Genomic DNA, 21025 nt, shown 5'->3' with positions numbered 1-21025 from the left:
TCAGGACGGCCCGTCATCGCGCAGGCGGCGCTCTGCAAAGACCCAGCGATCGAGCACAAGAAGGTTAAGCGCTGGGATGGCCAAGGAAGTGAGGAGAACGGGAACGGCGAGCGGCAGGCCGAATGTCACCGTCAGCAGGTACGGTGCCGCGTAAGCCATAGCGAGGCCGGCAATCGTCAGCAATACGAAACGCGGCGCCTGTGACCGGTGCGAGCCGGCCGACATGAAGGTGAAGGATTTGTGCGCCAGATAGGAAAACAGGGCGGCGGCCGCGTAAGCGGCGAGCGAGGCTTCGACGGGCGCGAGCCCGAGCCAGTTCGATTGGGCAAAGATTGTAGTCAGGACAGCATAGAGGATTGTGGCGACAAGGCCGACTGAAGCGAAGCGCCCCAGGAGCTTCGTGCCGGCGACGCGACGATTCTCAGGCGCGGGCGACACAGGCATACTGCGCTCCGAGCGGCAGCCAAGCGAGTGCGCCTTCCAGTTTCCGGGCAAGCGGCTTGGCCGACGGCAGGAGCAGAAAATGCTCGCAGTGCACGTCGCGGAAGCCCGCCTGCTCAAGCAGCGATGCCGCCTTGCCAGCGCGAAGCAGGACGGCGTCCTTGTCGAACGGACATCTCAACACCGCCATACGGGTCAGCGGGTTGTAGGGATTGTGCTCGATGATGCAGCCAAGTCCGCCTCGCCGAACGACGCGCCGCATCTCGCGGATGAAACCCAGCCACGACGCAGGCGGCACGTGGTGGACGACGCAACTGGCGAAGGCCAGGTCGAACATGCCGTCCGCGTAAGGCAAGCGTGAGGTGTTGCACACGCTGTATGCGACGTGCGGGTTCTCAGCGCTGGCACGCGCGAGGGACTCCTTCGACACGTCGCAGCCGTCAAGTCGATCGAAGACATCGGCGAGATACGGATGAAGCGAGCCCACGCCGCAACCGACGTCGAGCGCGCGCACGCCTGCGCCGCCCCGCCGGAGGTCCTGCTCGAGGACCAGTCGTCGCAGAAGCTCGGCCTTGGCACGCAGGAAGAAATCATGCCGCAGCCCGGAGAACCGGATCGAGCCCTCGACTGCCTCACTGTAGCTGGACCTATAGCTGTCGAAGAGTTCGGACATCCGCCGTGACCCCGTTCCTGGACTTGCGAAACGAAGCGCGCTTGTCGCGGGAGGCGACGCGCATCGGCCGATCGAAGCCACTCAGCCTTTCGACGACATAGAGCGGGCGCCGTTTGACCTCGGCATGGATGCTGCCGACGTAAAGGCCCATCACGCCGGTCATGAAAAGATTGATGCCGATTAGCAGCGACACGATCACCACCGTGGATGTCCAGCCGGCAATCACGCCGGTTTCCAGGATCCAGGCCAGGATTGCGTATGCGCCGAACGCCAGGGCGAGAGCGGAAATGGCCAACCCGGTCAACAGCACCAGTTGCAGAGGCCGCTCCGAAAAGCCGATGATGCCATGGATGGCAAGCCGCATCATCTTCCAGAACGGGTATTTGGTTTCACCAAGCGTCCGCGCCGGGCGCTCGAACGGCACCGCCGCCTGCTTGAAACCCATCCAGCCGAACATGCCCCTGACGAAGCGGTCGTGCTCCGGCATGCGCTTGAACGTGTCCAGCGCCTTCCGGCCGACGAGGCGGAAGTCGCCGACATCGCGCGGGATCTCGACCGGTGTCATCCTCTCCAGTAGCCGATAGAACAGGCTGGCGGTAAAGCGCTTGAACCAGGTTTCGCCCTTGCGGCTGACGCGCCTTGCGTAGACGATTTCGAATCCGTCCTTCCACTTCGCCACCAGGTCGAGAACGACCTCAGGCGGATCCTGCAGGTCAGCGTCCATGACGATGACGGCCTCGCCGGAGGCCGCTTCCATGCCGGCGCTGATGGCGATCTGGTGGCCGAAGTTGCGGGAGAGCTCGATCAGGCGGAAGCTCGGATCGGCGGCGACCATGCCGCGCAAATAGCTGACGCTTCGATCGCTGCTTCCGTCGTCGACGAAGATGACTTCGGTGTCTCCGTCCAGTTTTGCGGTCAGTGCGCTGATCCGCTCGACCAGCCGGGGCAACACCTCCTCCTCATTGTATATCGGCAGCACCAATGAGTAGCGTAGGGACGGTGCCCGCGTCCGGATCCGCTGGACAGATTCTTGCATGCGATTGCAATGGAACACAGGCCAGAAAGTTCCATAAGCAGGCGCTAATTGCGGAAGAAATGGCGCTGTTCCTCGCCCAAAAAAGGCGCGCAACGTTCGGTTGAATCTAACCGGGTACCGACAGAAGTCCTTGGATCGAGGATTTTGATGCCCATCTTTTTCAGGACCGGGCGATGGAGCGCCACCAGATCGCGGAACAGCTACCCATCTCGCGACTACCAACGATGCGACTTCTCGGTCCGGCGCTGCATCGTGCGCCGATCTCGGCGTTCCTGCGGCGCAAAAACCTTTCCTTGAGATGCCCGTGACGAACCTGGGCTCTCCAAGAGCCGGATTTTAGTTTAGGGAAGGTGTCCAATTCGTGTGCGCTCCGTGTGCACCGACGCATCGGAAACCGGACAAAGGGGCGTCTCGTGGGGAAAAGAGCGCACACGACGTGGCCCAACATTTTTGAAACAACAAAAAATGTCGAAGTATCAAGATTTCAGAATAGCCATAGCACCAATGATGGACTGGACGGACCGGCATTGCCGGTTCTTTCACCGTCAGCTGACGCGTCGCGCGTTGCTCTACACGGAAATGGTGGTGGCGGACGCCGTCATCCATGGCGCACGCGAGCGCCTGCTCGGCTTCGACGGTGCCGAGCATCCGGTTGCGCTTCAGCTTGGCGGTTCGGATCCGCGAAAGCTTGCCGAAGCGGCGGTGATCGGCGAGGCGTTCGGTTACGACGAAATCAATCTTAATGTCGGCTGTCCGTCCGACCGCGTCCAGTCGGGCACTTTCGGCGCCTGCCTGATGAAGACGCCGGTGCTGGTCGCCGAATGCATAGCGGCGATGAAGGCGGCGGTGACAATCCCCGTCACGGTCAAATGCCGCATCGGCGTCGATGACCAGGACCCCGAACCCGCTCTCGACACGCTCGCAGACGGCGTGCTGACGGCCGGCACCGATGCGCTCTGGGTGCACGCCCGCAAGGCGTGGCTGGAGGGGCTTAGTCCCAAGGAAAACCGCGAGATCCCGCCGCTCGACTATCCGCGCGTCTATCGGCTTAAGGCCAGGAAGGCCAACCAATTCATCGGCATCAACGGCGGCATTCAATCTCTTGACGAGGCAGAGGCGCACCTCGCTTATGTCGACGGCACCATGCTCGGCCGCGCGGCCTATCATACGCCCGGCATCCTCACCGGGATCGATGCCACATTTTACGGCGAGGCGCCGGTCGCTTTCGACCACGCGGCGCTGATGGACGCCATGGCCGCTTACGCCGCGCGCCACATCGAGAAGGGCGGACGGCTCGGCCATGTCACGCGCCATATGGTCGGGCTGTTCCACGGTCTCCCGGGCGCGCGCCGCTACCGGCAGATTTTGTCCACCGACGCCAACAGACCCGGCGCCGGGCCAGAGGTGCTGAAGACGGCGTTCGCGGCAATAGATTTCGCGGCGGCGGAAACCGAAGCCGCTTGAGGCGGATCGGCGGTTTTCACCGTTCCACAGAAACGGCGAACCGCTCGATGCGTTTGTCTAGACGCAATTCCGGGCAGAAAACCGAGGATCTAGTCGCGCAGGATCATCCGGTCACCCCGCACCTCGAAGCCCGACAGCGAGCCGATGAAGTTCATGCCCAGCAGGCTTTGCTCGAGCATGCCGGGCGCCGCGACCATCACCGGCATATCCTTGCGCACGATGCCGCCGATCGCCATCTCGTCGGTCCTGACCGTTGCCGCACGCGCCATGCCGTTGGCGGTCGAGACGTCCACGGTGTAGCTGAGCGCCGCTGGGTTGAAGCCGGCCGCCTGGGCGTCCTCCGCCGTCAGCACCGTGCTGGTCGCGCCGGTGTCGACCACCGTGCGCACCGGCCTGCCGTTGACGAGGATTCGCGCCTCGAAATGGCCATTGCCGGCCTTGTCGAGCGTCACGGTGGCACGGCCACTATCGACGCCAAGCGCCAAGGGGCTTCCCGGAACAAGGCCGGCGGTGACGCGGCTGACAACATCCTGCAGCTCGTAGCGGTACTGGTAGCCGGCGATCAGCGCCAGCACGATTGCCGCCCAGACGCCGAAGTTGCGCGCCATGTCACCGAGCGGCCGGCCAGAGCGAATAAGGCTGGCGCCGATTACCGCCACCAGGACTCCAACCCAGATCAGCCTGCTGAAATCGTTGTTCTCGATGCCGAAGGTGCGGCCGGCGGAATCATTCATCATCAGCAGGATCAAGCCGGCGCCGATCACCAGCATGACGACCCAGAACAGGCGATTCATGGCCAACCCCTTCTCACAGCCAGCTCTTTCACAGCACGCCGCGCTCGCGCGCCATGCGGGCGCGCCGCGTCTCGCGGCGGGGCCGGCGTTCGACCGTCTCCAGCCGCGCCGGCAACTCGGCCATGACTGCACGCCGGACTTCCGGCGTCATCGCGATCCACCCGGCGATCTCATCGCGCGTGCGGCCGCAACCGAAACAGAAGCCGGTTTTCATGTCGATGGAACAGACGAGTATGCAGGGAGACTCGATGGCGGTCATGCTGTTCTCTTGCCTTCACTCCACATGGTGCAACCGCAACGCCAATGCAAGCCCTTCGCGATGCGCCGTCGACCGGCGCTTTCGCGGCATTGCCGGGCGGTTGTGCCAGGCGGTGAAGGCGGCTATGCCGCTGGCCTGTTCCTGCAAAGAGACCGCATTCGATATGACCGCAAAGCCTTTCGACGATTTCCGCACTCTGCTGGCAACGCTGCCGCCGGCGGACGCCGCCGCCGAAACCCGCGTTCGCACCCTGTTTGCCAAGGCCGACAAGCCGAAAGCTTCGCTCGGCCGGATCGAAGATGTCGCGGCATGGCTCGCCGCCTGGAGCGGGCGTGCGCCGCCGGCCGTCAATCGTCCGCTTGTGGCGATCTTTGCCGGCAATCACGGTGCCGTTCGGCATGCCATCTCGCCGCGGCCGGTTTCGGCGACCGCCAATGCCGTCGAACTCTGCGCCGCCGGAGGTGCAGCGATCAATCAGATCTGCATCGCCAACGATCTCGGCCTGAAGGTCTTCGACCTGGCGCTGGATATTCCGACCGGGGACATCACCGAAGAAGCGGCCCTCGATGAGCGCGGCTGCGCCGCCACCATGGCCTTCGGCATGGAAGCGGTCGCGGGCGGCGCCGATCTTCTTTGCCTTGGCGATCTGGGCGTCGGCAATTCAACCATCGCGGCCGCGCTCAGCGCTGCCCTCTTCGGCGGCAAGGGGTCCGACTGGGTTGGCCCTGGATCGGGCGCGGACACGGCGATGATGGCGCGCAAGGCCGAAGCGGTCGACCGGGCGCTTGCTTTCCACGGCGCCGGTTTCGGCGATCCGCTCGAAGCCTTGCGCCGCGTCGGCGGGCGCGAGTTCGCGGCGATCTGCGGCGCCATTCTTGCAGCCCGCATGCAGAAGATTCCTGTGCTGCTCGACGGGTTCGTCGCGACGGCTGCCGCCGCGGTTCTGCACAAAGCCGATCCTTCCGCGGTCGACCACTGCCTGCTCGCCAGCCTGTCGCCGGAGCCGGGCCAAGCCAAAGTCGCCGAACGGCTTGGGCTCAAGCCACTGCTCGATCTTGCTGTCAGTCACGGGGAAGGAGTTGGGGCTGGACTTGCCGCCGGTCTCGTCAAGGCCGCGGCTCTCACGAGTTCTGGCATGGCGGCGGCGGTTCGTGGCTGAAGAACGTGTGCAGAAATCGGCTGCAGGTTATCGGGGTATGGAGTCAACGCCGGAGCTTGGGAATACGATAGACGACAGCGATATATTTTGGATTGGATCGCCTTCCAACTACCGAGCCTCCGAGACGTTCTGCAATCTTTCTGCTAGCGATGTTTTTTTCCGCGACAGGATAGTCAAAACTGTCCGGCGCGAGTTTCTCCGACGCCCATGCAACCACGGCGGCGATTGCCTCCCGGCCGATGCCCTGTCCTTGAGCGTCTTCCTTGAGCCAGATTCCAAGTTCGGGAGATACCGTGTTCGCCGCATGGAGGCCAACAAGCCCTAGACAACGACCGTCTTGCGAACGCCGCACAACGAAATGCAGGTCCGATCCATCGAGGATCGGTTCTAACCAAGACCGCCAGACCGCGCCAAATGCGGCCGACGATCGTGGCGGTTCCCACTGCATGAAGCGGGTGATTGAAGGCGTAATACAGGCGTAAAGCTCTTCGGCATCACCGGGCGTAAATAGCTTGAGGGATAGGCGTTCCGATTTGATCTCGGTGCGGCTTGGATCCCAATCAGTGATCGTCATCTCAGGCGGCAATTTTGTCATATCGGACCGAAGGACTCAACGCCGCCGGGCGGCGACAGCCTTGGTCGGCAGCGCGGGCAATTCCTCCATCACTCGGCTCAGCGGGAAGATGGCGATGGCCTCGGTGCCTTCGCGCAGCTTGGAGTGCAGCTCGAACTCGCCGCCATGCATGTCGAGCAGACCCTGCACGATCGGCAGGCCGAGGCCCGTTCCCTGTTCGGCGCTCTTGATGGCGATCGAGCCCTGGCCGAAGGCGGAAAGCACCACTGGGATTTCCTCTTCCGGAATGCCGGGACCGTTGTCCTTGACCGAGATGTACTGACCGCCGCCCGCCGTCCAGCCGACGCGCACCCGCACTTCGCCACCCGACGGCGTGAACTTGATGGCATTGGACAGCAGATTGAGCGCGATCTGCCGGATGGCACGCTCGTCGCCGAACAGGCGCGGCAGCGCGGTCTCGAACTCCTGGATGACGCGGATGTCCTTGTTGCGGGCTCTCAGTTCCATCATATGGCAGCAATCCTCAACGATCGTCACCAGCGCCACCGGCTCCTCGTTGAGCTGGTAGCGGCCGGCCTCGATGCGCGACAGGTCGAGGATCTCATTGATCAGGTCGAGCAGATGCTGGCCGGATTCGTGCACATCATGCGCGTAATCGCGATAGGTCGGGTTGTTCATCGGCCCGAGCACTTCATTGGCCATCACTTCGGAGAAACCGAGGATGGCGTTGAGCGGCGTCCGGAGCTCATGGCTCATCGAGGCGAGGAAGCGCGACTTCGCCAGATTGGCGTCCTCGGCGCGCCGCCTGGCCTCGTCGGACATGGATTTGGCGGTCTCCACCTCGGCGATCAGCGCGTCCTTCTCGGAGCGGAAGGAGAGCAGCATCCAGGATGACTGGTTGAGATGGCGCGCGACGTAGCCGAAGAAGGGCAGGGCAGCGACCAGAAGCGCCGCCATGATCCCTTCGATCGGCATCCACAGGCGCAGGACGGCAAAGACATAGACCGCGACGGGAACGGCGAAGGTCGCCAATAGCGCGCCGCCCAGGGATGATGCCATCACCGCAGTCGTCGCCATGGCGACCAGGAGCACCATGGCCTTGACGACATGGAACTGGTCGACCTGGCATGTGGAGCAGCCCAGCCAGGCGAACCAGGCCCAGCCGAGGCCGCAAAGCGAATGGCCGATCAGGAAATCGCGGCGCGTCTGCACAGGGTCGAGCTCGGCCGCTTCCGCGCGCTCGACGCGCCGCGCCATGAAAGTGACGATGGCGTAGCAAAGCAGCGTGAAGAGAGCCCAGACGGCGACCTGGTTGCCCAGGCCAGCGAAGCGGCCGATGGCCGCTACTACAAGCACAAGCAGAGGAATCGCCGCTGCACTGACCACCATGGCGCGTGCATGCAGCTTGAGCAGCTCGCGGTCGAAATCGAGGCTGCCGGCCTGCTGCGAAAGACGGTCACGCGTCCTGCGCACCGCGCGAGCCACTTCGCTGTTGCGATGCGGTTTCCTGCGGTCCACAATGAATTTGTCCGCTGTGTCCGAGCGTAGCAAAGGCATGCAAGTTAAATTTCTGCGCGCAGCGATTTTCAGTTCGTTAAGCTACGTTCGAATGATTAAGAGACTGTTTGCCATATGAGCCGTTCCTGGTCGCGAAGGCCGCGCCGGCGCTATGTTCCGCGGCCTCCGCGAAGTCTTTTGCGCAGGCTTCTGGATTACGGGCTGGCCGTGGTCCTGCTTGGCCTGTCCATCCTGGTGGCGGCGCGGCTCGACCGGTTCGAGACGCGACAGGAGCAAGGCACGGCCATCGTCAGGGACGGCGATTCGATCACGCTTGGCGCCGAGCGCATCCGCATGCGCGGCATCGACGCGCCGGAATATACACAGACGTGCCGCAAGGACGGGGCCGATTATGCCTGCGGCAGGCTTGCGCGGCAGTCGCTGGTGCGGCTGATCGCCGACAGGCCGGTCTCCTGCAGCGGCTGGCAGCGCGACCGCTACGGCCGGTTGCTCGGCGACTGCAAGGCGGGCGACACGGACCTCAACCGGGCGCAGGTACAGTCCGGATGGGCCGTCGCCTTCGGCGACTTCGAAACCGAGGAGGCCGTCGCGCGGGCTGCCAAGGTGGGCATCTGGGCTGGCTCCTTCGATCAGCCGCAGGACTGGCGCGACAGCCATCACAATCAACCCGTCGAAAGGAAGCACGGCGCACTGGCTTCGCTCGGCGATGCGCTGCGTGAGCTTGTTCGTTTCTGGTGATGCCGCTTCGGGTGATGCTCTGTTGGTCAACATGTGGTCTTGCCAAACCGCTGTGCAGTTTTGGGCGACATACATTGCAGCGCGCCCTAAGATCGGGATGAAGATCGGAGACTGGAATGAAGCTGTTCGATGGCGGCCGGGCGCCCAACCCCAGGCGGGTTCGGGTTTTCCTGGCTGAAAAAGGGCTAACCGTCCCTTTGGTGCCCGTGGACATGGGCGCGCTGGAGCATCGCGAGGAGCCGGTGGCGTCGCGCAATGCGCTGCGGCGGCTGCCCGTGCTCGAACTCGACGACGGCACCATCATCACCGAATCCATCGCCATCTGCCGGTATTTCGAGGAATTGCACCCCGAGCCCGCCCTGTTCGGAACAGGCGCGCTCGGCAAGGCCCTGGTGGAGATGTGGCAAAGGCGTCTGGAGCTAAACCTGATGAGCTGCGTGGCCGCCGCGTTCCGGCACATCCATCCGGCAATGAAGGAATGGGAGGTGCCGCAGATCCCAGAGTGGGGCGAGGCCAACAAGCCGAAGGCCATCGAGTTCCTGCATCTCCTCGACCGGGAGTTGGCGGACAGGGAATTTGCCGCCGGCGACGCCTATTCGGTCGCGGACATCACCGGGCTGATCGCCATCGATTTCATGAAGCCGGCGCGCATCAAGGTGCCTGAGGAATGCGGGAACGTGCTGCGCTGGCACGCAGCGCTCTCCAGCCGGCCAAGCGCTGCTGCTTGAGGCTTGTTTTTGGATAACCCGCCGGACATGAGCGAAGCGCTGGAGAGCCTTGCCGCCAAGGTGCGGGCTTGCCGCATTTGCGTCGAGCAGCCGCGCGGACGGCCCCTGCCGCATCAGCCGCGTCCGGTGCTGTTGCCATCGTCGAAGGCCCGCATCCTGCTTGCCGGCCAGGCGCCGGGCACGAAAGTCCACATCTCGGGCATGCCGTTCACCGACGCTTCCGGGGATCGCTTGAGGAACTGGCTCGGCGTCACCCCCGACGAGTTCTACGACACGGAGAAATTCGCCATCGTGCCGATGGGTTTCTGCTTTCCCGGCCAGGACGCCAAGGGCGCCGATCTGCCGCCGCGGCGCGAATGCGCCACCGCCTGGCGCGCCGATCTGATGGCGCTGATGCCGCAGATCGATCTGGTGCTGACGATCGGCGGTTATGCGCAGTCCTGGCACATGGGCACGGCGCGTGGGCCGTCGCTGACGGAAACGGTCAGAAACTGGCGCGCTGTCTGGGATGCTGCAGCCGGGCCGAAAGTGCTGCCGCTGCCGCATCCGTCATGGCGAAATACCGGCTGGCTGAAGAAGAATCCGTGGTTTGAAATGGATTTGCTGCCATTCCTGCGCTCGGAAATCCGCTATCGCCTCAATTAGGCATCTTGCAAGAAATCACTCGCTTTTGCCGGCATTGGCAGAATTTCTTTCTTGTGAAAGGGCCTGATAAAAAGGATTATAGCCAAACTATTCCGCTGGAGCCTTCCCATGGACCGCCTAGACAGAAAAATTCTTCGCCTCCTGCAGGAGGACGCGACGCTTGCGGTCGCCGATGTCGCCAAGAAAGTCGGCCTGTCGACCACGCCGTGCTGGCGGCGCATCCAGAAGCTCGAGGAAGAGGGCGTCATCAAGCGGCGCGTGGCCATTCTCGACCATGAGAAGGTCAATGTGCGCGTCACCGTCTTCGTTTCGATCCGCACCAATTCGCACAGCCATGAATGGCTGCGGCGCTTCTCCGAGGTCATCCAGGAATTTCCGGAGGTGGTCGAGTTCTACCGCATGAGCGGCGACGTCGACTATCTCTTGCGCGTCGTGGTGCCCGACATTGCCGCCTACGACGCCTTCTACAAGCGGCTGATCGCCAAGATCGAGATCCGCGACGTGTCGTCCTCCTTTGCCATGGAGCAGATCAAGTACACGACCGAGATCCCGCTCGACTACATGATCCTGGACAAGGAGTCGGGGGCCAACGCGGCCTGAGCACGGCACTCGCGCTTCCCGCTATGCGCGAAGTTGCGAGACCTAGTTCTTCTTTTTGTTGAGGAAATTCCACGGCGAGTTGACCGGGAGCGTGACGGCGTCCGGCACGCTGTCGACATCAGCCACCTCGGCCTTGCGCACGGTATAGCCGGACTGCACGATCAAGACGCCGTCCAGGATGAAGAGTTGGCTCTTCTCCATGCCGGGCTTCAGCACGCCGGTGACGGAGACCGGCTGGTATGCCTCCGCCATCCTGTAAGGATGCGCCGGCGTTACCAGCACGATCTGGTTCGGCGGCGGCGTCGGCATGTGGCTGCAGGCGCCGGTCCAAGGCACCAGCAGGAACTGGTAGACGAGGTCGCCCTCGCGATCGACCGGCAAGGCGTAGCCGGACAATTGAACGGTCTTGTCCTGCAGATTGAGCGACAGTGTCTCACCGTGATCGGGCAGTTTTGCCGCGATCATCGGCAGGTTGGCGTCCTCGGCGACCGCCTGCGTCGCCGGGCGCAAGTCTTTCCAGAAGATATGCGCGACGTCGGTCGCGGCGTCGGCTCTCGCGGTGGCGAGCATAAGCACGATCGCCAGCGTCGCGCTTGATCTGAAACGCCTGCTCATGGTCGTGATCCTCCGCCAGTCCCATTTCCGAAGCGAGTAAAAGCGTCGTGAGCTTACTTCGCTCAGATCAAGGTCGTGTGGTCGCGAGCCGTTCGAGCTGTTTGACATCCGAAAGTTCCTTCACCGCGTCCTTGCCGATCCAGCGTGCCGTCTTGTCGGACGACGCCGCCAGTTTCTCGGCCAGCGCAAGGGCAGGGGCGTGCAGCGCCACCGACCGCTTGCCGATCTGCCGCAGCGCCCAGTTCACCGCCTTACGGACGAAGTTGCGCGGATCGCCCGCATGCGTCTCGATCAGCGGCAGAGCAGCGAGGAAGCTCGCGTCCGGCTCCTTCTTCAGATGCACCGCCGCCCAGGCCAGCATGGCAAAGGCGGTGCGGCGGACAAACTCGCGCTCGTCCTTGGCGAATTCCTCGACCAGCTCACGCCAGAACGGTGTTTCGGCGAACAGGTCGGCAACGGTATCGACAATCTCCCAACTGCCGAAATCGGCGGCCCAGCGCCGGCATTGACCGATGTCGAGCTTCTTCGGCTCGCCGGTGAAAGCGGCCATCAATCGCGCTTCGCGAATGTCGGTGTCCCACAAGAGCAGCGACCGTTCCTGGTTCTTCTTCAGCTTGCGCGCCAGCGGCCGCAGATCGGAATTGCCGACGCCCAGTGCGGTTCTCGTGTTGATGCCGAATCGCGCCATGCCGGCGCGGTTTTTCTCGCTGCTGATCGAACGCAGATGGGCGACGATCTCGTCGGCGCTCCAGCTTGGATCGGGCAGGACCATCGCCGTCTATTTTTCCAGGCGGGCGAGCAGCGAGGACGTGTCCCAGCGCCTGCCGCCCATGTCCTGCACGTCCTTGTAGAACTGGTCGACCAGCGCGGTCACCGGCAGCTTGGCGCCGTTGCGGTTGGCTTCGGCGAGGCAGATGCCGAGATCCTTGCGCATCCAGTCGACGGCGAAGCCGAAGTCATATTTTCCGGCGTTCATCGTCTTGTGGCGGTTCTCCATCTGCCAGGAGCCGGCAGCACCCTTGGAGATCACCTCGATGACCTTGTCGATGTCGAGGCCGGCCTTCTTGCCGAAATGGATGCCTTCGGCCAGCCCTTGGACGAGGCCGGCAATGGCAATCTGGTTGATCATCTTGGTGAGCTGGCCGGCGCCCACGGGTCCCATCAGCCCGACCATGCGGGCATAGGCATCGATGACCGGCTTGGCCTTGTCGAAGGCGGCCTGCTCGCCGCCGACCATGACCGTCAGCACGCCATTCTCGGCGCCCGCCTGGCCGCCCGATACCGGCGCATCAAGGAAGGAAAAGCCGGCCTTGTCGGCGGCTTCGGCCAGTTCGCGCGCGACTTCGGCCGAGGCTGTCGTGTTGTCGATGAAGACGGAGCCCGTCTTCATGGCGGCAAAGGCGCCGCTGGCGCCTGTCGTCACCGAGCGCAGGTCGTCGTCATTGCCGACGCAGGAGAAGACGAAATCCTTGCCTTCGGCCGCCTCGGCCGGTGTCAGCGCCAGGCTGCCGCCATGCTGGGCGACCCATTGCTCTGCCTTGGCGGTCGTGCGGTTATAGACAGTGATGTCGTGGTGGCCCTTGTTCCTGAGGTGCCCGGCCATCGGATAGCCCATGACGCCAAGACCGAGAAATGCAACCGATGCCATAAGCCTGCCTTCCAACAAGAGATTTCAGTGGCGGAAGGTCTAGGCTATGCGAAAAATTCGTCAAGGCGCGCAAAGCCGCATCGACTGGTGCAGGCCCGTCCGCTGACGACGCTCTATCGTTTGAGGTGAATGGTGATCCGGCGTTCGATCCATTCGACGCCGTGACGCAGGATCTCGACCAGCACCAGGTAGACGATCGCCACCCAGATATAGGCCTGGATGTCGAAGGATTTTGCGTAGGCGAGCTTCGCGTTGCCCATCAGGTCGTAGACGGTGATGATGGCGACAATCGCGGAAGCCTTGATCATCAGGATGAGCTCGTTGCCGTAAGGCCGCAGCGCCACGATGATCGCCTGCGGCATGATCACCTTGCGCAGCGTCTGCAGCTTGTGCAGGCCGAGCGAGGCCGCGCCTTCCCACTGGCCCCGCGGAACGCTTTCGATGGCGCCGCGCAGGATCTCGGCCTGATAGGCGGCGGTGTTGAGCGAAAAGGCAAAGACGCCGCAGTAGAACGCCTCGCGGAAGAACCACCATAGTCCGACGGTTTGCAGCTCGGGGCGGAACGAGCCGATGCCGTAATAGACGAGGTAGGTCTGCACGAGCAGCGGGGTGCCGCGGAAGAAGTAGACGTAGCAATAAGCCAATCCGGAAAGGATGCGGTTCTTGGACATCCGCCCGTAGGCAACCGGCAACGAGAGAATAGCGCCCGCCACCATCGAAACGCAGACCAGCGACAGGGTGGTTGCGAGCCCCTGCAGATAGGCCGGCGCGTATCTGGCGAAGAAATCGGCGTTCCAGGCGTGGACCAGATAGGCCACGATGCCGATGCCGAAAAGGCTCCAGAGGCCGACCAGCGCGTAGCCTATGATGCGCACGCGCGGCCAGCCGCGAGCCCGGGGCGGTGGCCTGTCAACCGCAATAGCCTGGCTGACGCTCATCGAGCCTCCCTCCGCCCGAGCGAGCGCTGGATATAGCCGGTGGCGACCGAGGACAGGATGGCCAGCACAAGGAAGACCAGCGCCGCGACACTGTAGAAGAGGAAGGAATGCTTGGTGACGCGCGCCGCGACACCGGCATTGCGCAGGGTTTCCGCTAGATTGACGACCGACACCAGCGAGGTGTCCTTGAGCAGGCTGAGCCAGCAATTCTCCAGACCCGGGAAGGCGATGCGCAGCAGCTGCGGCAGGATCACCAGGCGCATCGTCTGCCATTTCGAAAGGCCAATGGCGTAGCCGCCCTCATACTGGCCCTTGGGAATGGCGCGAAAGGCGGAGAGAAAGACTTCGCTGGCGTAGGAGGAGAAGATCAGCGCCAGCACGATCATGCCGGCAATGAAGCTGTTCACGTCGATTGTCGCCTCGGGCTCGAACAGGCGGACGACATATTGCAGCAGCAGCGGCATGCCGAAGAAGAACAGGAACAGAGTCACCAGCTCGGGCAGGCCGCGAAAAACAGTGGTGTAGATGTTGGCCGCGAGCCGGAGCGCGGGCTCTTCGTGCTGCTTGGCGAAGGCGACGAAGAACCCGATCGCCAGGCCTATCGGCAATGTCGCAAGCGCAAGCGCGACCGTGACCAGCACACCAGACGCAATGTCGTCACTCCAGCCATCCGGTCCCCAACTGAGAAGTGTCCAAATGCTTTGGGCTGGCATTGGTGGGGCGTGTCTCCGTGGCGATCCCGGAATGGAGGCAGGGCGGCGAGGTGATCCTCACCGCCCTGAGCGCAAATGATCAGGACTCGGCGCCGTAGACGTCGAACTTGAAGTACTTGTCGTTGATTTCCTTGTACTTGCCGTTCTTGCGGATAGCGTCGATCGCGGAATTCAGCTTGTTGACCAGGTCGGTCTCGCCCTTGCGCACGGCAATGCCGGCGCCCGGTCCGAAAATCTCGACCGGCTGCGGCGAGGGCTGGCCGAGGATCTTGCAGCAGGCGCCGTCGGGCGAATCCAGCCACTGCTGCAGCACGACGATGTCGTCCTCGATGGCGTCGAGACGGCCATTGGCGAGGTCGGCCTGTTCCTCGGGGCTGCTCGGATAGCCCTTGATCGTGCTGTCGGTGTAGGTCTTCGAGGCATAGTTGAAGTGGGTCGTCGTGGTGGCGACGCCGATCGTCTTGCCGGCGAGGTCTTCCTTGGTGACGCCCTTGAGCGGCGAATCCTTCGGCACGGCGATCGCCGACGGAGTGTTGTAATATTTGTGGGTGAAGTCGACCTTTTCCTGGCGCTCTGGCGTGATCGACATGGAAGCGACGATGGCGTCGAACTTGCCGGCCTGGAGCGCCGGGATGATGCCGTCCCAATCCTGCGCGACGAAGGTGCACTTCACCTTCATTTCGTCGCAGAGGGCCTTGGCGATGTCGATGTCGAAGCCGACCAACTGGCCGTCCGAGGTCAGGTTGTTGAAGGGCGGGTACGCGCCTTCGGTGCCGATCCTCAGGGTCTTTTCCTGAGCCTGGGCAACGCCAAGTGTCAGCAGCGCGGCCGAAGCGGCAAGCGCGATACGCAGTGCAATACGCATGATAATCCTCTCATATTGTCATGGCCGCTGTCCCGTGCGGCTCTTGTGGGCGGAGCCTTTTTGACCGCCCGCTGCGCGGGATACTCCCACTCTTTGCAAGAAAAAAGCAACTGCAAAAACAACAGCAAACGGCAATCGCCGTGTGCCGCTGCGTTACTTGGCTGGACTGACGAGACCGGTCGCGCGCTCGATAAAATCGGCTATCGATTTCGTATCGTCGAGGTTGAAGACGGGCAGCTTTTCGCCTTCGACCGGAAAGTCGGCGGCGACAGCCACGATGTTCGGGTCGTTGATCGAAAGCGGCGTCCGGTCCTTGGCCTCCAGCCGTCTCGCTTCGATCTTTTGGTGTGCTTCGCGCTTGTAGCCTTCGACCAGCACGATGTCCGAGGGCGCCAGCCGCGCCAGGATGTCGTCCAGCGTCGGCTCGTCCTCGTTGCGCAGTTCGTGCATCAATGCCCAGCGCCGGCCGGAGACGACCGCGACCTCCATCGCGCCGGCCTGGCGGTGGCGGAAACTGTCTGTGCCGGGCTTGTCGATGTCGAAGTCATGATGGGCATGCTTGACCGTGGAGACCGTCCAGCCGCGGCGAACCAGTTCGGCGACCAGCTTCTCGGTCAGGGTCGTCTTGCCGGAGTTCTTCCAGCCGGTGATACCGAACACGGGTCTCATGGCTCAAGGCTTTGCAACAGACGCTCGGCCTCCGCAAGATCGTCGGGCGTGTTGATGTTGAAGAACGGGTCGATCCGCTCGCCTCCGGCTTCGAGCATCGGAAACTCCACCTCGACAAAACCATGCCGCTCCACGAAGGCCGAGACCCGGCGATTGTCCTCCTCAACCAGGAAATGGCGCAGGGCATCGCGCAGGCCGAGCGGCCAGAGCGCGAAGGTCGGGTGCCACCTGCCGTCGGAACTGGCGACCGCGATCGCGCCCGGCCGTGCCCGAGCGGCAACGGCCAATCGCTCGACGAGATCGCCAGGGAAGAACGGCGTGTCGCCGGCCGCACTGACCAGCGACCGGTAGCCCGTGTCCGCTGCCGCCCATTCAAGGCCGGTGAGGATGCCGGCGAGCGGGCCGGCATGGCCCTCTATCGTATCGGCAAGCACCGGAAGGTTGGTGCCAGCAAACCGTGCCGGATCGCGGTTGGCGTTGAGCATCAGCGTGGCGACCTGCAGTGTGAGACGCGCGGCGACATGCTCGATCAGCCTGACCTTGCCCAGCGAAAGCAGCGTCTTGTCGCCGCCGCCCATGCGGCGCGACTGGCCTCCCGCCAGGATGATGCCTGCAACGCTTCGATCCATCGGGCCTATATGCCGTCCGGCGCCATGTCGGGTCCAGCGCTTTCGGCGGCAGGCTGGCGCCTGCCGACGACACGCTCGCGGTAGAGCGCGTAGAGGCCGGAGCCGATGATGATCGCGGCGCCGACGATCATCGGCAGGTCGGGGATATCGCCGAAGATGACGAGGCCGAGCACTATCGACCACAGCAGCGCCGTATAGCGGAAGGGCGCGATGAAGGAGATGTCGCCCGAGCGCATCGCCATGATGATGAACTGATAGCCGATGAGCACGAGCACGGCGGCCAGCGCCAGCAGCGCCGTCGCCTTGGCGGTCATGGGCGTCCAGCCGCCCATCGGCGGGAGCAGCAGCGCACCCAGGATCGTCATGGCCAGCGCAGTCGCGGTCGATACCAGCATGGTCGGGATCGCTTGCGGGATGCGCTTGGTGGCGAGATCGCGCACCGCGCAGCAGCCGACGCTCGCCAGCGCCAGCAACGAATAGGCGCTGAAACCCTCGAAGCCCGGCCGCACGATGATCAGCACGCCGGCAAAGCCGGCGGCAATGGCGAGCCAGCGGCGCCAGCCGACGCCCTCGCCGAAGAACAGTGCGGCGCCCATCGTCACGGCCAGCGGCAGCGCCTGCAGAACGGCGGAGACGTTGGCGATCGGCAAATGGGCAAGGGCGATCAGGAACGACACGGTCGCGCCGGCTTCGCCGGCGACACGCAGCGCGACCATCGGCTGCAGCATGGCGCGTGGATCAGCAAGCGCGCCGCGCCGCCAGGCGAGCAGACCGACGAAGAGCGAGGCGAAGGCGCCACGCACCAGCATGACCTGCGCCATATTCATCGATTCGGATGAGAATTTGGTGATCGCGTCGTTCAAGGTGAAGCCGATCATGGCCACGACCATGAACAGTGCGCCGCGAAGATTTGGCGAAAGAGGCAAGGGCGCTTCCGGGTTATGTTCTCTCGCAAGCGTCTAACAGCCGGCGGCAAGACAGCAACGTCAAAGAAATGGGCCACAGGAGGTTCCTGCGGCCCTCAATATCGGCTGCAATCCGGAGCGATCATTTCGGCGTCAGCGTCTCGGTGCCGTTGCCGTTCTGGCCGGCGATCGTCCACAGCCCGTGCAACGAGCCGTCCTTCTCCACCTTGTAGACGACGAGGCCGATTTCCTTGCCCATCACATAGCCGGCGGAAAAGGCATCATCGTTGCGCATGCAAATGCCGTCGGAGGACGAGCCGCCGGTTTCCCAATGGATCGTGCAGGTTGTGTCGCTGGTCAGCGTGATGGTTGCCTCGCCGCCATATTTCGATCCGTCGAAATTGGTGCCGGCGACAGTGTAGGTGCCACCGATCGACTGAGCGGCCGCAGGCACCAAGGCAATCCCGAGCATTGCAAGCGAAGCCAAGAATTTGCGCATGAGAATTCCCCCTGAATGCGAAAATCGCTTCATGAGGCTAGGCCGGAACAAGTCGGCGGTAAATCGGGTGGAAGTCGGCGCGGATGGTTTATTTCCAGTGCGCCGAGCGCAGCTCAAGGGCCGCGCAGGCTGGCGGCGATCGCCCCGGTCAGCGGATCGTATTTCGCCTTAAGCGAGGAAGGATACTCGATCCAGACGGTGCGGATGACACCATCCTTTCCGAACAGGCGCCGTTCGTAGAAGACCTTGTCGCCCTTGATGCCAGAAACCACCGCCCAATTCTTCCCGGACTTGCTGTAAGTGATCTTGTAGCCCGGCCCGGTGTTTGCCTTTTCGTCGGCGACGAAGCCCTTCGGAGTGTCGTTGTCGATGTTATAAATGCCCGAGCAGGTCAGGCTGGCGCCGTCGGGCGCGCTCCATTGCTGCCCATCGCCGTTTTCTGGCTCGGGCAAGCGGTCGCTGAAAATCTCGTCGGGAAAGGTGCAGGACGTGCCGAAGCGCGCATTGACGTAGGTGAACGGCTTTGCGATTGCCGCTGTCGTCGCAATCGTGAGCAACGAGAAGGCGATCACCAAAGGCGCGCCCTGGACGAGATGAACACACTTCATGATGCCCCCAAGGTCCGTGACCGAGGGTGATCCTGCACCAAATCGGAAAAAAATCAGCCGCCCGTGACGCTCATATGGCGCGATACCGAGGGTCGGCTGGTGCGGCGGTCGATGACGAAATCATGGCCCTTCGGCTTGCGCCCAATCGCCTCGTCTATGGCCTCGCCGACCAGCTCATTGCCTTCGGAGGCGCGCAGCGGCGCTCTCAGGTCGGCGGCGTCCTCCTGGCCGAGGCACATATAGAGCGTGCCGGTGCAAGTCAGCCGGACGCGGTTGCAGCTTTCGCAGAAATTATGCGTCATCGGGGTGATGAAACCGAGCCGACCGCCGGTCTCGGCGACCTGGACATAGCGGGCAGGGCCCCCGGTCTTATAAGGAATGTCGGTCAGCGTGAACTGGCGCTCAAGCGAGGCGCGCAGCAACGACAGCGGCAGATACTGGTCGGTGCGGTCGGCGTCGATCTCGCCCATCGGCATGGTCTCGATGACCGTCAGATCCATGCCGCGACCATGCGCCCAGCGCAGCATCTCCGGTATTTCAGCGTCGTTGAAGTCGCGCAGCGCCACGGCATTGAGCTTGACCTTCAGGCCTGCCGTTTGCGCGGCGTCGATGCCTTCCATGACCTTGCCGAGATTGCCCCAGCGGGTGATCTGGCGGAATTTGCCGGCATCGAGCGTGTCGAGCGAGACATTGATGCGCTTCACGCCGCAGTCGGCGAGCTCGGCGGCAAAGCGCGACAGCTGCGAGCCGTTGGTGGTGAGCGTCAGCTCTTCCAGCGCGCCGCTCTCAAGATGCCGCGACAGCTGGCGAACCAGGTGCATGATGTTCTTGCGCACCAGCGGCTCGCCGCCGGTCAGCCTCAGCTTCCTGACGCCCTTTTCGATGAAGACGCTGCAGAGCCGGTCGAGCTCCTCGAGCGAGAGCAGATCCTTCTTGGGCAGGAAGGTCATGTCCTCGGCCATGCAATAGGTGCAACGGAAATCGCAGCGGTCGGTAACCGACACGCGCAGATAGCTGATCGTGCGACCGAAAGGGTCGATCATGTCCATTGCAAGCGCTTCCGTGGCCTGAGCAGCGTCGTTATATACGGCTATGTGATACGATCCAACCGCGCATTCAAGATAGAAGCTCTCGATCTTTGGTAACATTCCCCGACCGACATTCTCTGTCGGCTGCCTTCTATCACCTTTTCGCACTGCGCGAACCGGCGTAGGGAAGGGCGCAACGCATATAGGAAGAAACATGACGGCGCCGAAGGAACTCAGGGTCTCGAAGGACCGCAAGCTGCTCACCGTGACCTTTGCCGGGCATCAGCCGTTCGAACTGCCGGCGGAGTTCTTGCGCGTTGCCTCGCCTTCTGCCGAGGTGCAGGGCCATTCGCCGGATCAGCGCGTGACTGTGCCCGGCAAGCGCAATGTCGCGATTCTTAAGATCGAGCCGGTCGGCAATTACGCGGTGCGCATCACCTTCGACGATTTCCACGACACCGGCATCTTCACCTGGAACTATCTTCACACGCTCGGGCATGAAAAGGACGAGCGCTGGAACGCCTACCTCGCCGAGCTGGCCGAGAAGGGGCTCAGCCGCGACCGCTAGCCTGGCGCCAAGACGTTCGACTGGGTGTCGTCAAAGCGTCATGGACATAAAGTAGCGCCGGCAAAAGGTCAGGAGGCGAAAAGATGTCGCTCATCACATCGGTCGAACAGCTCGAAGCCCTCTACGGCCTGCCTGGCGAGGCCTCGGTCGCCAAGGAACTCGACCATGTGATCCCGCAGTATGCAGCCTTCATCGAAGCCTCGTCTTTCGTGGCGCTGGCGACCTGCGGGCCGGAGGGGCTGGACTGTTCGCCGCGCGGCGATCTCGCCGGCTTCGTGCGCCTCCTGGACGAAAAAACGCTGATGATGCCCGACAGGCGCGGCAACAACCGCGCCGATTCGCTGAAGAACATCATTCGCGATCCGCGCGTCGGGCTGCTCTTCCTTGTGCCGGGCTCGGGCACGACGCTGCGCGTGAACGGTCGCGCCCATATCACAGCCGATGCCGAGCTTTGCGCGTCCTTCATGGTCGATGGCAAGCCGGCACGGTCGGTCACCGTCGTCGCCGTCGACGCGGTCTATTTCCAGTGCGCACGCGCCATCGTGCGCTCGGAGCTCTGGAACCCGGCAAAGCATGTCGACCCGAAGTCGCTGCCGACGCCCGGCCAGATCCTCGAGATCACCAGCCGCAGAAATATCAATGGCGCCGCATATGACAAGGAATGGCCGGAGCGGGCAAAGCAGACCATGTGGTAGCGGCCTCGAGAGCGCC

At 63.2% G+C, this 21025-nt stretch carries 27 protein-coding genes; 8 read left to right on the top strand and 19 right to left on the bottom strand.

Features of this window, described 5'->3' with window-relative positions:
- The 3 genes from CK221_RS10845 to CK221_RS10835 are packed head-to-tail and all read right to left on the bottom strand — an operon-like array spanning position 1 to position 2372.
- Positions 1–444 (bottom strand): GtrA family protein, encoded by a 444-nt coding sequence (locus tag CK221_RS10845; protein WP_066992710.1) that lies wholly within the window; start codon positions 442–444, stop codon positions 1–3.
- Positions 422–1114 (bottom strand): class I SAM-dependent methyltransferase, encoded by a 693-nt coding sequence (locus CK221_RS10840; RefSeq protein ID WP_095777706.1) that lies wholly within the window; start codon positions 1112–1114, stop codon positions 422–424. The genes CK221_RS10845 and CK221_RS10840 overlap by 23 nt, the downstream gene beginning before the upstream one ends.
- A complete protein-coding gene (locus CK221_RS10835; RefSeq protein ID WP_245430612.1) occupies positions 1089–2372 on the bottom strand; it encodes a glycosyltransferase family 2 protein in 1284 nt (427 codons plus the stop codon). Before CK221_RS10835 ends, CK221_RS10840 begins: the two co-directional genes overlap by 26 nt.
- 243 nt (positions 2373–2615) lie before the next feature.
- On the opposite strand from CK221_RS10835, the gene dusA reads away from it, so the two are divergent.
- Positions 2616–3614, top strand: a complete 999-nt coding sequence (gene dusA / locus CK221_RS10830) for a tRNA dihydrouridine(20/20a) synthase DusA (RefSeq protein ID WP_095777704.1) — start codon at positions 2616–2618, stop codon at positions 3612–3614.
- Positions 3615–3703: 89 nt separating this feature from the next.
- Here dusA and CK221_RS10825 read toward each other — a convergent pair whose 3' ends face one another.
- Together CK221_RS10825 and CK221_RS10820 are read right to left on the bottom strand one after the other, a co-directional pair.
- Positions 3704–4408 carry a TIGR02281 family clan AA aspartic protease gene (locus CK221_RS10825; RefSeq protein WP_066992721.1) on the bottom strand — a complete coding sequence of 235 codons (705 nt, stop codon included), beginning with the start codon at positions 4406–4408 and terminating at the stop codon, positions 3704–3706.
- Between the two features lie 28 nt (positions 4409–4436).
- Complete coding sequence (locus CK221_RS10820; protein WP_066992723.1) at positions 4437–4667, bottom strand: DUF1289 domain-containing protein; 231 nt, start codon at positions 4665–4667, stop codon at positions 4437–4439.
- Between the two features lie 163 nt (positions 4668–4830).
- Here CK221_RS10820 and CK221_RS10815 point away from each other — a divergent pair, with 163 nt between their 5' ends.
- Positions 4831–5826, top strand: a complete 996-nt coding sequence (locus tag CK221_RS10815; protein WP_095777808.1) for a nicotinate-nucleotide--dimethylbenzimidazole phosphoribosyltransferase — start codon at positions 4831–4833, stop codon at positions 5824–5826.
- 43 nt (positions 5827–5869) lie between these two features.
- On the opposite strand, the gene CK221_RS10810 is transcribed toward CK221_RS10815, so the two are convergent.
- Both CK221_RS10810 and CK221_RS10805 read right to left on the bottom strand, forming a co-directional pair.
- Positions 5870–6400 carry a GNAT family N-acetyltransferase gene (locus tag CK221_RS10810; RefSeq protein WP_095777703.1) on the bottom strand — a complete coding sequence of 177 codons (531 nt, stop codon included), beginning with the start codon at positions 6398–6400 and terminating at the stop codon, positions 5870–5872.
- A 36-nt stretch (positions 6401–6436) separates the two neighbouring features.
- On the bottom strand, positions 6437–7957 hold the full coding sequence (locus CK221_RS10805) for a HAMP domain-containing sensor histidine kinase (protein WP_095777702.1): 1521 nt from the start codon (positions 7955–7957) through the stop codon (positions 6437–6439).
- A 75-nt stretch (positions 7958–8032) separates the two neighbouring features.
- Here CK221_RS10805 and CK221_RS10800 point away from each other — a divergent pair, with 75 nt between their 5' ends.
- The 4 genes from CK221_RS10800 (at position 8033) to CK221_RS10785 (ending at position 10629) form a co-directional block, all read left to right on the top strand.
- Complete coding sequence (locus CK221_RS10800; RefSeq protein ID WP_095777701.1) at positions 8033–8656, top strand: thermonuclease family protein; 624 nt, start codon at positions 8033–8035, stop codon at positions 8654–8656.
- 116 nt (positions 8657–8772) lie between these two features.
- On the top strand, positions 8773–9384 hold the full coding sequence (locus tag CK221_RS10795) for a glutathione S-transferase (protein WP_066992731.1): 612 nt from the start codon (positions 8773–8775) through the stop codon (positions 9382–9384).
- A 27-nt stretch (positions 9385–9411) separates the two neighbouring features.
- Complete coding sequence (locus CK221_RS10790; RefSeq protein ID WP_095777700.1) at positions 9412–10029, top strand: uracil-DNA glycosylase family protein; 618 nt, start codon at positions 9412–9414, stop codon at positions 10027–10029.
- A 108-nt stretch (positions 10030–10137) separates the two neighbouring features.
- On the top strand, positions 10138–10629 hold the full coding sequence (locus CK221_RS10785) for an Lrp/AsnC family transcriptional regulator (protein WP_066992738.1): 492 nt from the start codon (positions 10138–10140) through the stop codon (positions 10627–10629).
- A gap of 42 nt (positions 10630–10671) precedes the next feature.
- Here the strand turns inward: CK221_RS10785 and CK221_RS10780 are convergent, their stop codons facing one another.
- The 12 genes from CK221_RS10780 to moaA form a co-directional block, all read right to left on the bottom strand.
- A complete protein-coding gene (locus CK221_RS10780) occupies positions 10672–11244 on the bottom strand; it encodes a DUF3299 domain-containing protein (RefSeq protein WP_095777699.1) in 573 nt (190 codons plus the stop codon).
- A gap of 67 nt (positions 11245–11311) precedes the next feature.
- Positions 11312–12016, bottom strand: a complete 705-nt coding sequence (locus tag CK221_RS10775) for a DNA alkylation repair protein (protein WP_066992744.1) — start codon at positions 12014–12016, stop codon at positions 11312–11314.
- A gap of 6 nt (positions 12017–12022) precedes the next feature.
- On the bottom strand, positions 12023–12892 hold the full coding sequence (locus CK221_RS10770) for an NAD(P)-dependent oxidoreductase (protein WP_066992747.1): 870 nt from the start codon (positions 12890–12892) through the stop codon (positions 12023–12025).
- Positions 12893–13005: 113 nt separating this feature from the next.
- Entirely contained in the window at positions 13006–13830 is an 825-nt protein-coding gene (locus tag CK221_RS10765; RefSeq protein WP_095777698.1) for an ABC transporter permease, read from the bottom strand.
- Complete coding sequence (locus tag CK221_RS10760; RefSeq protein WP_066992752.1) at positions 13827–14543, bottom strand: ABC transporter permease; 717 nt, start codon at positions 14541–14543, stop codon at positions 13827–13829. Before CK221_RS10760 ends, CK221_RS10765 begins: the two co-directional genes overlap by 4 nt.
- Positions 14544–14622: 79 nt before the next feature.
- Positions 14623–15408: an ABC transporter substrate-binding protein gene (locus CK221_RS10755; RefSeq protein WP_066992755.1), complete on the bottom strand. Its 786-nt coding sequence runs from the start codon at positions 15406–15408 to the stop codon at positions 14623–14625.
- Positions 15409–15561: 153 nt separating this feature from the next.
- Positions 15562–16077 carry a molybdopterin-guanine dinucleotide biosynthesis protein B gene (gene mobB / locus CK221_RS10750; RefSeq protein WP_095777697.1) on the bottom strand — a complete coding sequence of 172 codons (516 nt, stop codon included), beginning with the start codon at positions 16075–16077 and terminating at the stop codon, positions 15562–15564.
- Entirely contained in the window at positions 16074–16706 is a 633-nt protein-coding gene (gene mobA, locus CK221_RS10745; RefSeq protein WP_095777696.1) for a molybdenum cofactor guanylyltransferase MobA, read from the bottom strand. The genes mobB and mobA overlap by 4 nt, the downstream gene beginning before the upstream one ends.
- 5 nt (positions 16707–16711) lie before the next feature.
- Positions 16712–17632, bottom strand: coding sequence for a DMT family transporter (locus CK221_RS10740; RefSeq protein ID WP_095777695.1), 921 nt, complete (start codon positions 17630–17632; stop codon positions 16712–16714).
- A gap of 121 nt (positions 17633–17753) precedes the next feature.
- Positions 17754–18110, bottom strand: coding sequence for a hypothetical protein (locus CK221_RS10735; protein WP_067320009.1), 357 nt, complete (start codon positions 18108–18110; stop codon positions 17754–17756).
- Between the two features lie 113 nt (positions 18111–18223).
- Positions 18224–18718 (bottom strand): hypothetical protein, encoded by a 495-nt coding sequence (locus tag CK221_RS10730; protein WP_095777694.1) that lies wholly within the window; start codon positions 18716–18718, stop codon positions 18224–18226.
- A 53-nt stretch (positions 18719–18771) separates the two neighbouring features.
- Positions 18772–19767 (bottom strand): GTP 3',8-cyclase MoaA, encoded by a 996-nt coding sequence (gene moaA / locus CK221_RS10725; protein ID WP_095777693.1) that lies wholly within the window; start codon positions 19765–19767, stop codon positions 18772–18774.
- 193 nt (positions 19768–19960) lie between these two features.
- Here moaA and CK221_RS10720 point away from each other — a divergent pair, with 193 nt between their 5' ends.
- Entirely contained in the window at positions 19961–20314 is a 354-nt protein-coding gene (locus CK221_RS10720) for a DUF971 domain-containing protein (RefSeq protein ID WP_066989863.1), read from the top strand.
- A gap of 83 nt (positions 20315–20397) precedes the next feature.
- The gene (locus CK221_RS10715) at positions 20398–21009 is read left to right on the top strand and encodes a pyridoxamine 5'-phosphate oxidase family protein (RefSeq protein ID WP_095777692.1); all 612 of its coding nucleotides are present in this window, start codon (positions 20398–20400) and stop codon (positions 21007–21009) included.
- Positions 21010–21025: the final 16 nt, after the last annotated feature.

The organism is Mesorhizobium sp. WSM3868, assembly GCF_002294785.1.
Taxonomy (GTDB): Bacteria; Pseudomonadota; Alphaproteobacteria; order Rhizobiales; family Rhizobiaceae; genus Mesorhizobium.
This window is presented reverse-complemented; position numbering and strand designations above follow the sequence as displayed.

What these genes read in the sequence shown, in the direction of transcription:
- CK221_RS10810 (WP_095777703.1), bottom strand. Translation starts at nt 6,400, where the DNA reads ATGACGATCACTGATTGGGATCCAAGCCGCACCGAGATCAAATCGGAA.
- CK221_RS10770 (WP_066992747.1), bottom strand. Translation starts at nt 12,892, where the DNA reads ATGGCATCGGTTGCATTTCTCGGTCTTGGCGTCATGGGCTATCCGATG.
- CK221_RS10760 (WP_066992752.1), bottom strand. Translation starts at nt 14,543, where the DNA reads ATGCCAGCCCAAAGCATTTGGACACTTCTCAGTTGGGGACCGGATGGC.
- CK221_RS10820 (WP_066992723.1), bottom strand. Translation starts at nt 4,667, where the DNA reads ATGACCGCCATCGAGTCTCCCTGCATACTCGTCTGTTCCATCGACATG.
- CK221_RS10790 (WP_095777700.1), top strand. Translation starts at nt 9,412, where the DNA reads ATGAGCGAAGCGCTGGAGAGCCTTGCCGCCAAGGTGCGGGCTTGCCGC.
- CK221_RS10780 (WP_095777699.1), bottom strand. Translation starts at nt 11,244, where the DNA reads ATGAGCAGGCGTTTCAGATCAAGCGCGACGCTGGCGATCGTGCTTATG.
- CK221_RS10785 (WP_066992738.1), top strand. Translation starts at nt 10,138, where the DNA reads ATGGACCGCCTAGACAGAAAAATTCTTCGCCTCCTGCAGGAGGACGCG.
- CK221_RS10845 (WP_066992710.1), bottom strand. Translation starts at nt 444, where the DNA reads ATGCCTGTGTCGCCCGCGCCTGAGAATCGTCGCGTCGCCGGCACGAAG.
- CK221_RS10825 (WP_066992721.1), bottom strand. Translation starts at nt 4,408, where the DNA reads ATGAATCGCCTGTTCTGGGTCGTCATGCTGGTGATCGGCGCCGGCTTG.
- CK221_RS10795 (WP_066992731.1), top strand. Translation starts at nt 8,773, where the DNA reads ATGAAGCTGTTCGATGGCGGCCGGGCGCCCAACCCCAGGCGGGTTCGG.
- dusA (WP_095777704.1), top strand. Translation starts at nt 2,616, where the DNA reads ATGTCGAAGTATCAAGATTTCAGAATAGCCATAGCACCAATGATGGAC.
- mobB (WP_095777697.1), bottom strand. Translation starts at nt 16,077, where the DNA reads ATGAGACCCGTGTTCGGTATCACCGGCTGGAAGAACTCCGGCAAGACG.
- CK221_RS10800 (WP_095777701.1), top strand. Translation starts at nt 8,033, where the DNA reads ATGAGCCGTTCCTGGTCGCGAAGGCCGCGCCGGCGCTATGTTCCGCGG.
- mobA (WP_095777696.1), bottom strand. Translation starts at nt 16,706, where the DNA reads ATGGATCGAAGCGTTGCAGGCATCATCCTGGCGGGAGGCCAGTCGCGC.
- CK221_RS10720 (WP_066989863.1), top strand. Translation starts at nt 19,961, where the DNA reads ATGACGGCGCCGAAGGAACTCAGGGTCTCGAAGGACCGCAAGCTGCTC.
- CK221_RS10730 (WP_095777694.1), bottom strand. Translation starts at nt 18,718, where the DNA reads ATGAAGTGTGTTCATCTCGTCCAGGGCGCGCCTTTGGTGATCGCCTTC.
- CK221_RS10805 (WP_095777702.1), bottom strand. Translation starts at nt 7,957, where the DNA reads ATGCCTTTGCTACGCTCGGACACAGCGGACAAATTCATTGTGGACCGC.
- CK221_RS10775 (WP_066992744.1), bottom strand. Translation starts at nt 12,016, where the DNA reads ATGGTCCTGCCCGATCCAAGCTGGAGCGCCGACGAGATCGTCGCCCAT.
- CK221_RS10715 (WP_095777692.1), top strand. Translation starts at nt 20,398, where the DNA reads ATGTCGCTCATCACATCGGTCGAACAGCTCGAAGCCCTCTACGGCCTG.
- CK221_RS10765 (WP_095777698.1), bottom strand. Translation starts at nt 13,830, where the DNA reads ATGAGCGTCAGCCAGGCTATTGCGGTTGACAGGCCACCGCCCCGGGCT.
- CK221_RS10755 (WP_066992755.1), bottom strand. Translation starts at nt 15,408, where the DNA reads ATGCGTATTGCACTGCGTATCGCGCTTGCCGCTTCGGCCGCGCTGCTG.
- moaA (WP_095777693.1), bottom strand. Translation starts at nt 19,767, where the DNA reads ATGGACATGATCGACCCTTTCGGTCGCACGATCAGCTATCTGCGCGTG.
- CK221_RS10815 (WP_095777808.1), top strand. Translation starts at nt 4,831, where the DNA reads ATGACCGCAAAGCCTTTCGACGATTTCCGCACTCTGCTGGCAACGCTG.
- CK221_RS10735 (WP_067320009.1), bottom strand. Translation starts at nt 18,110, where the DNA reads ATGCGCAAATTCTTGGCTTCGCTTGCAATGCTCGGGATTGCCTTGGTG.
- CK221_RS10840 (WP_095777706.1), bottom strand. Translation starts at nt 1,114, where the DNA reads ATGTCCGAACTCTTCGACAGCTATAGGTCCAGCTACAGTGAGGCAGTC.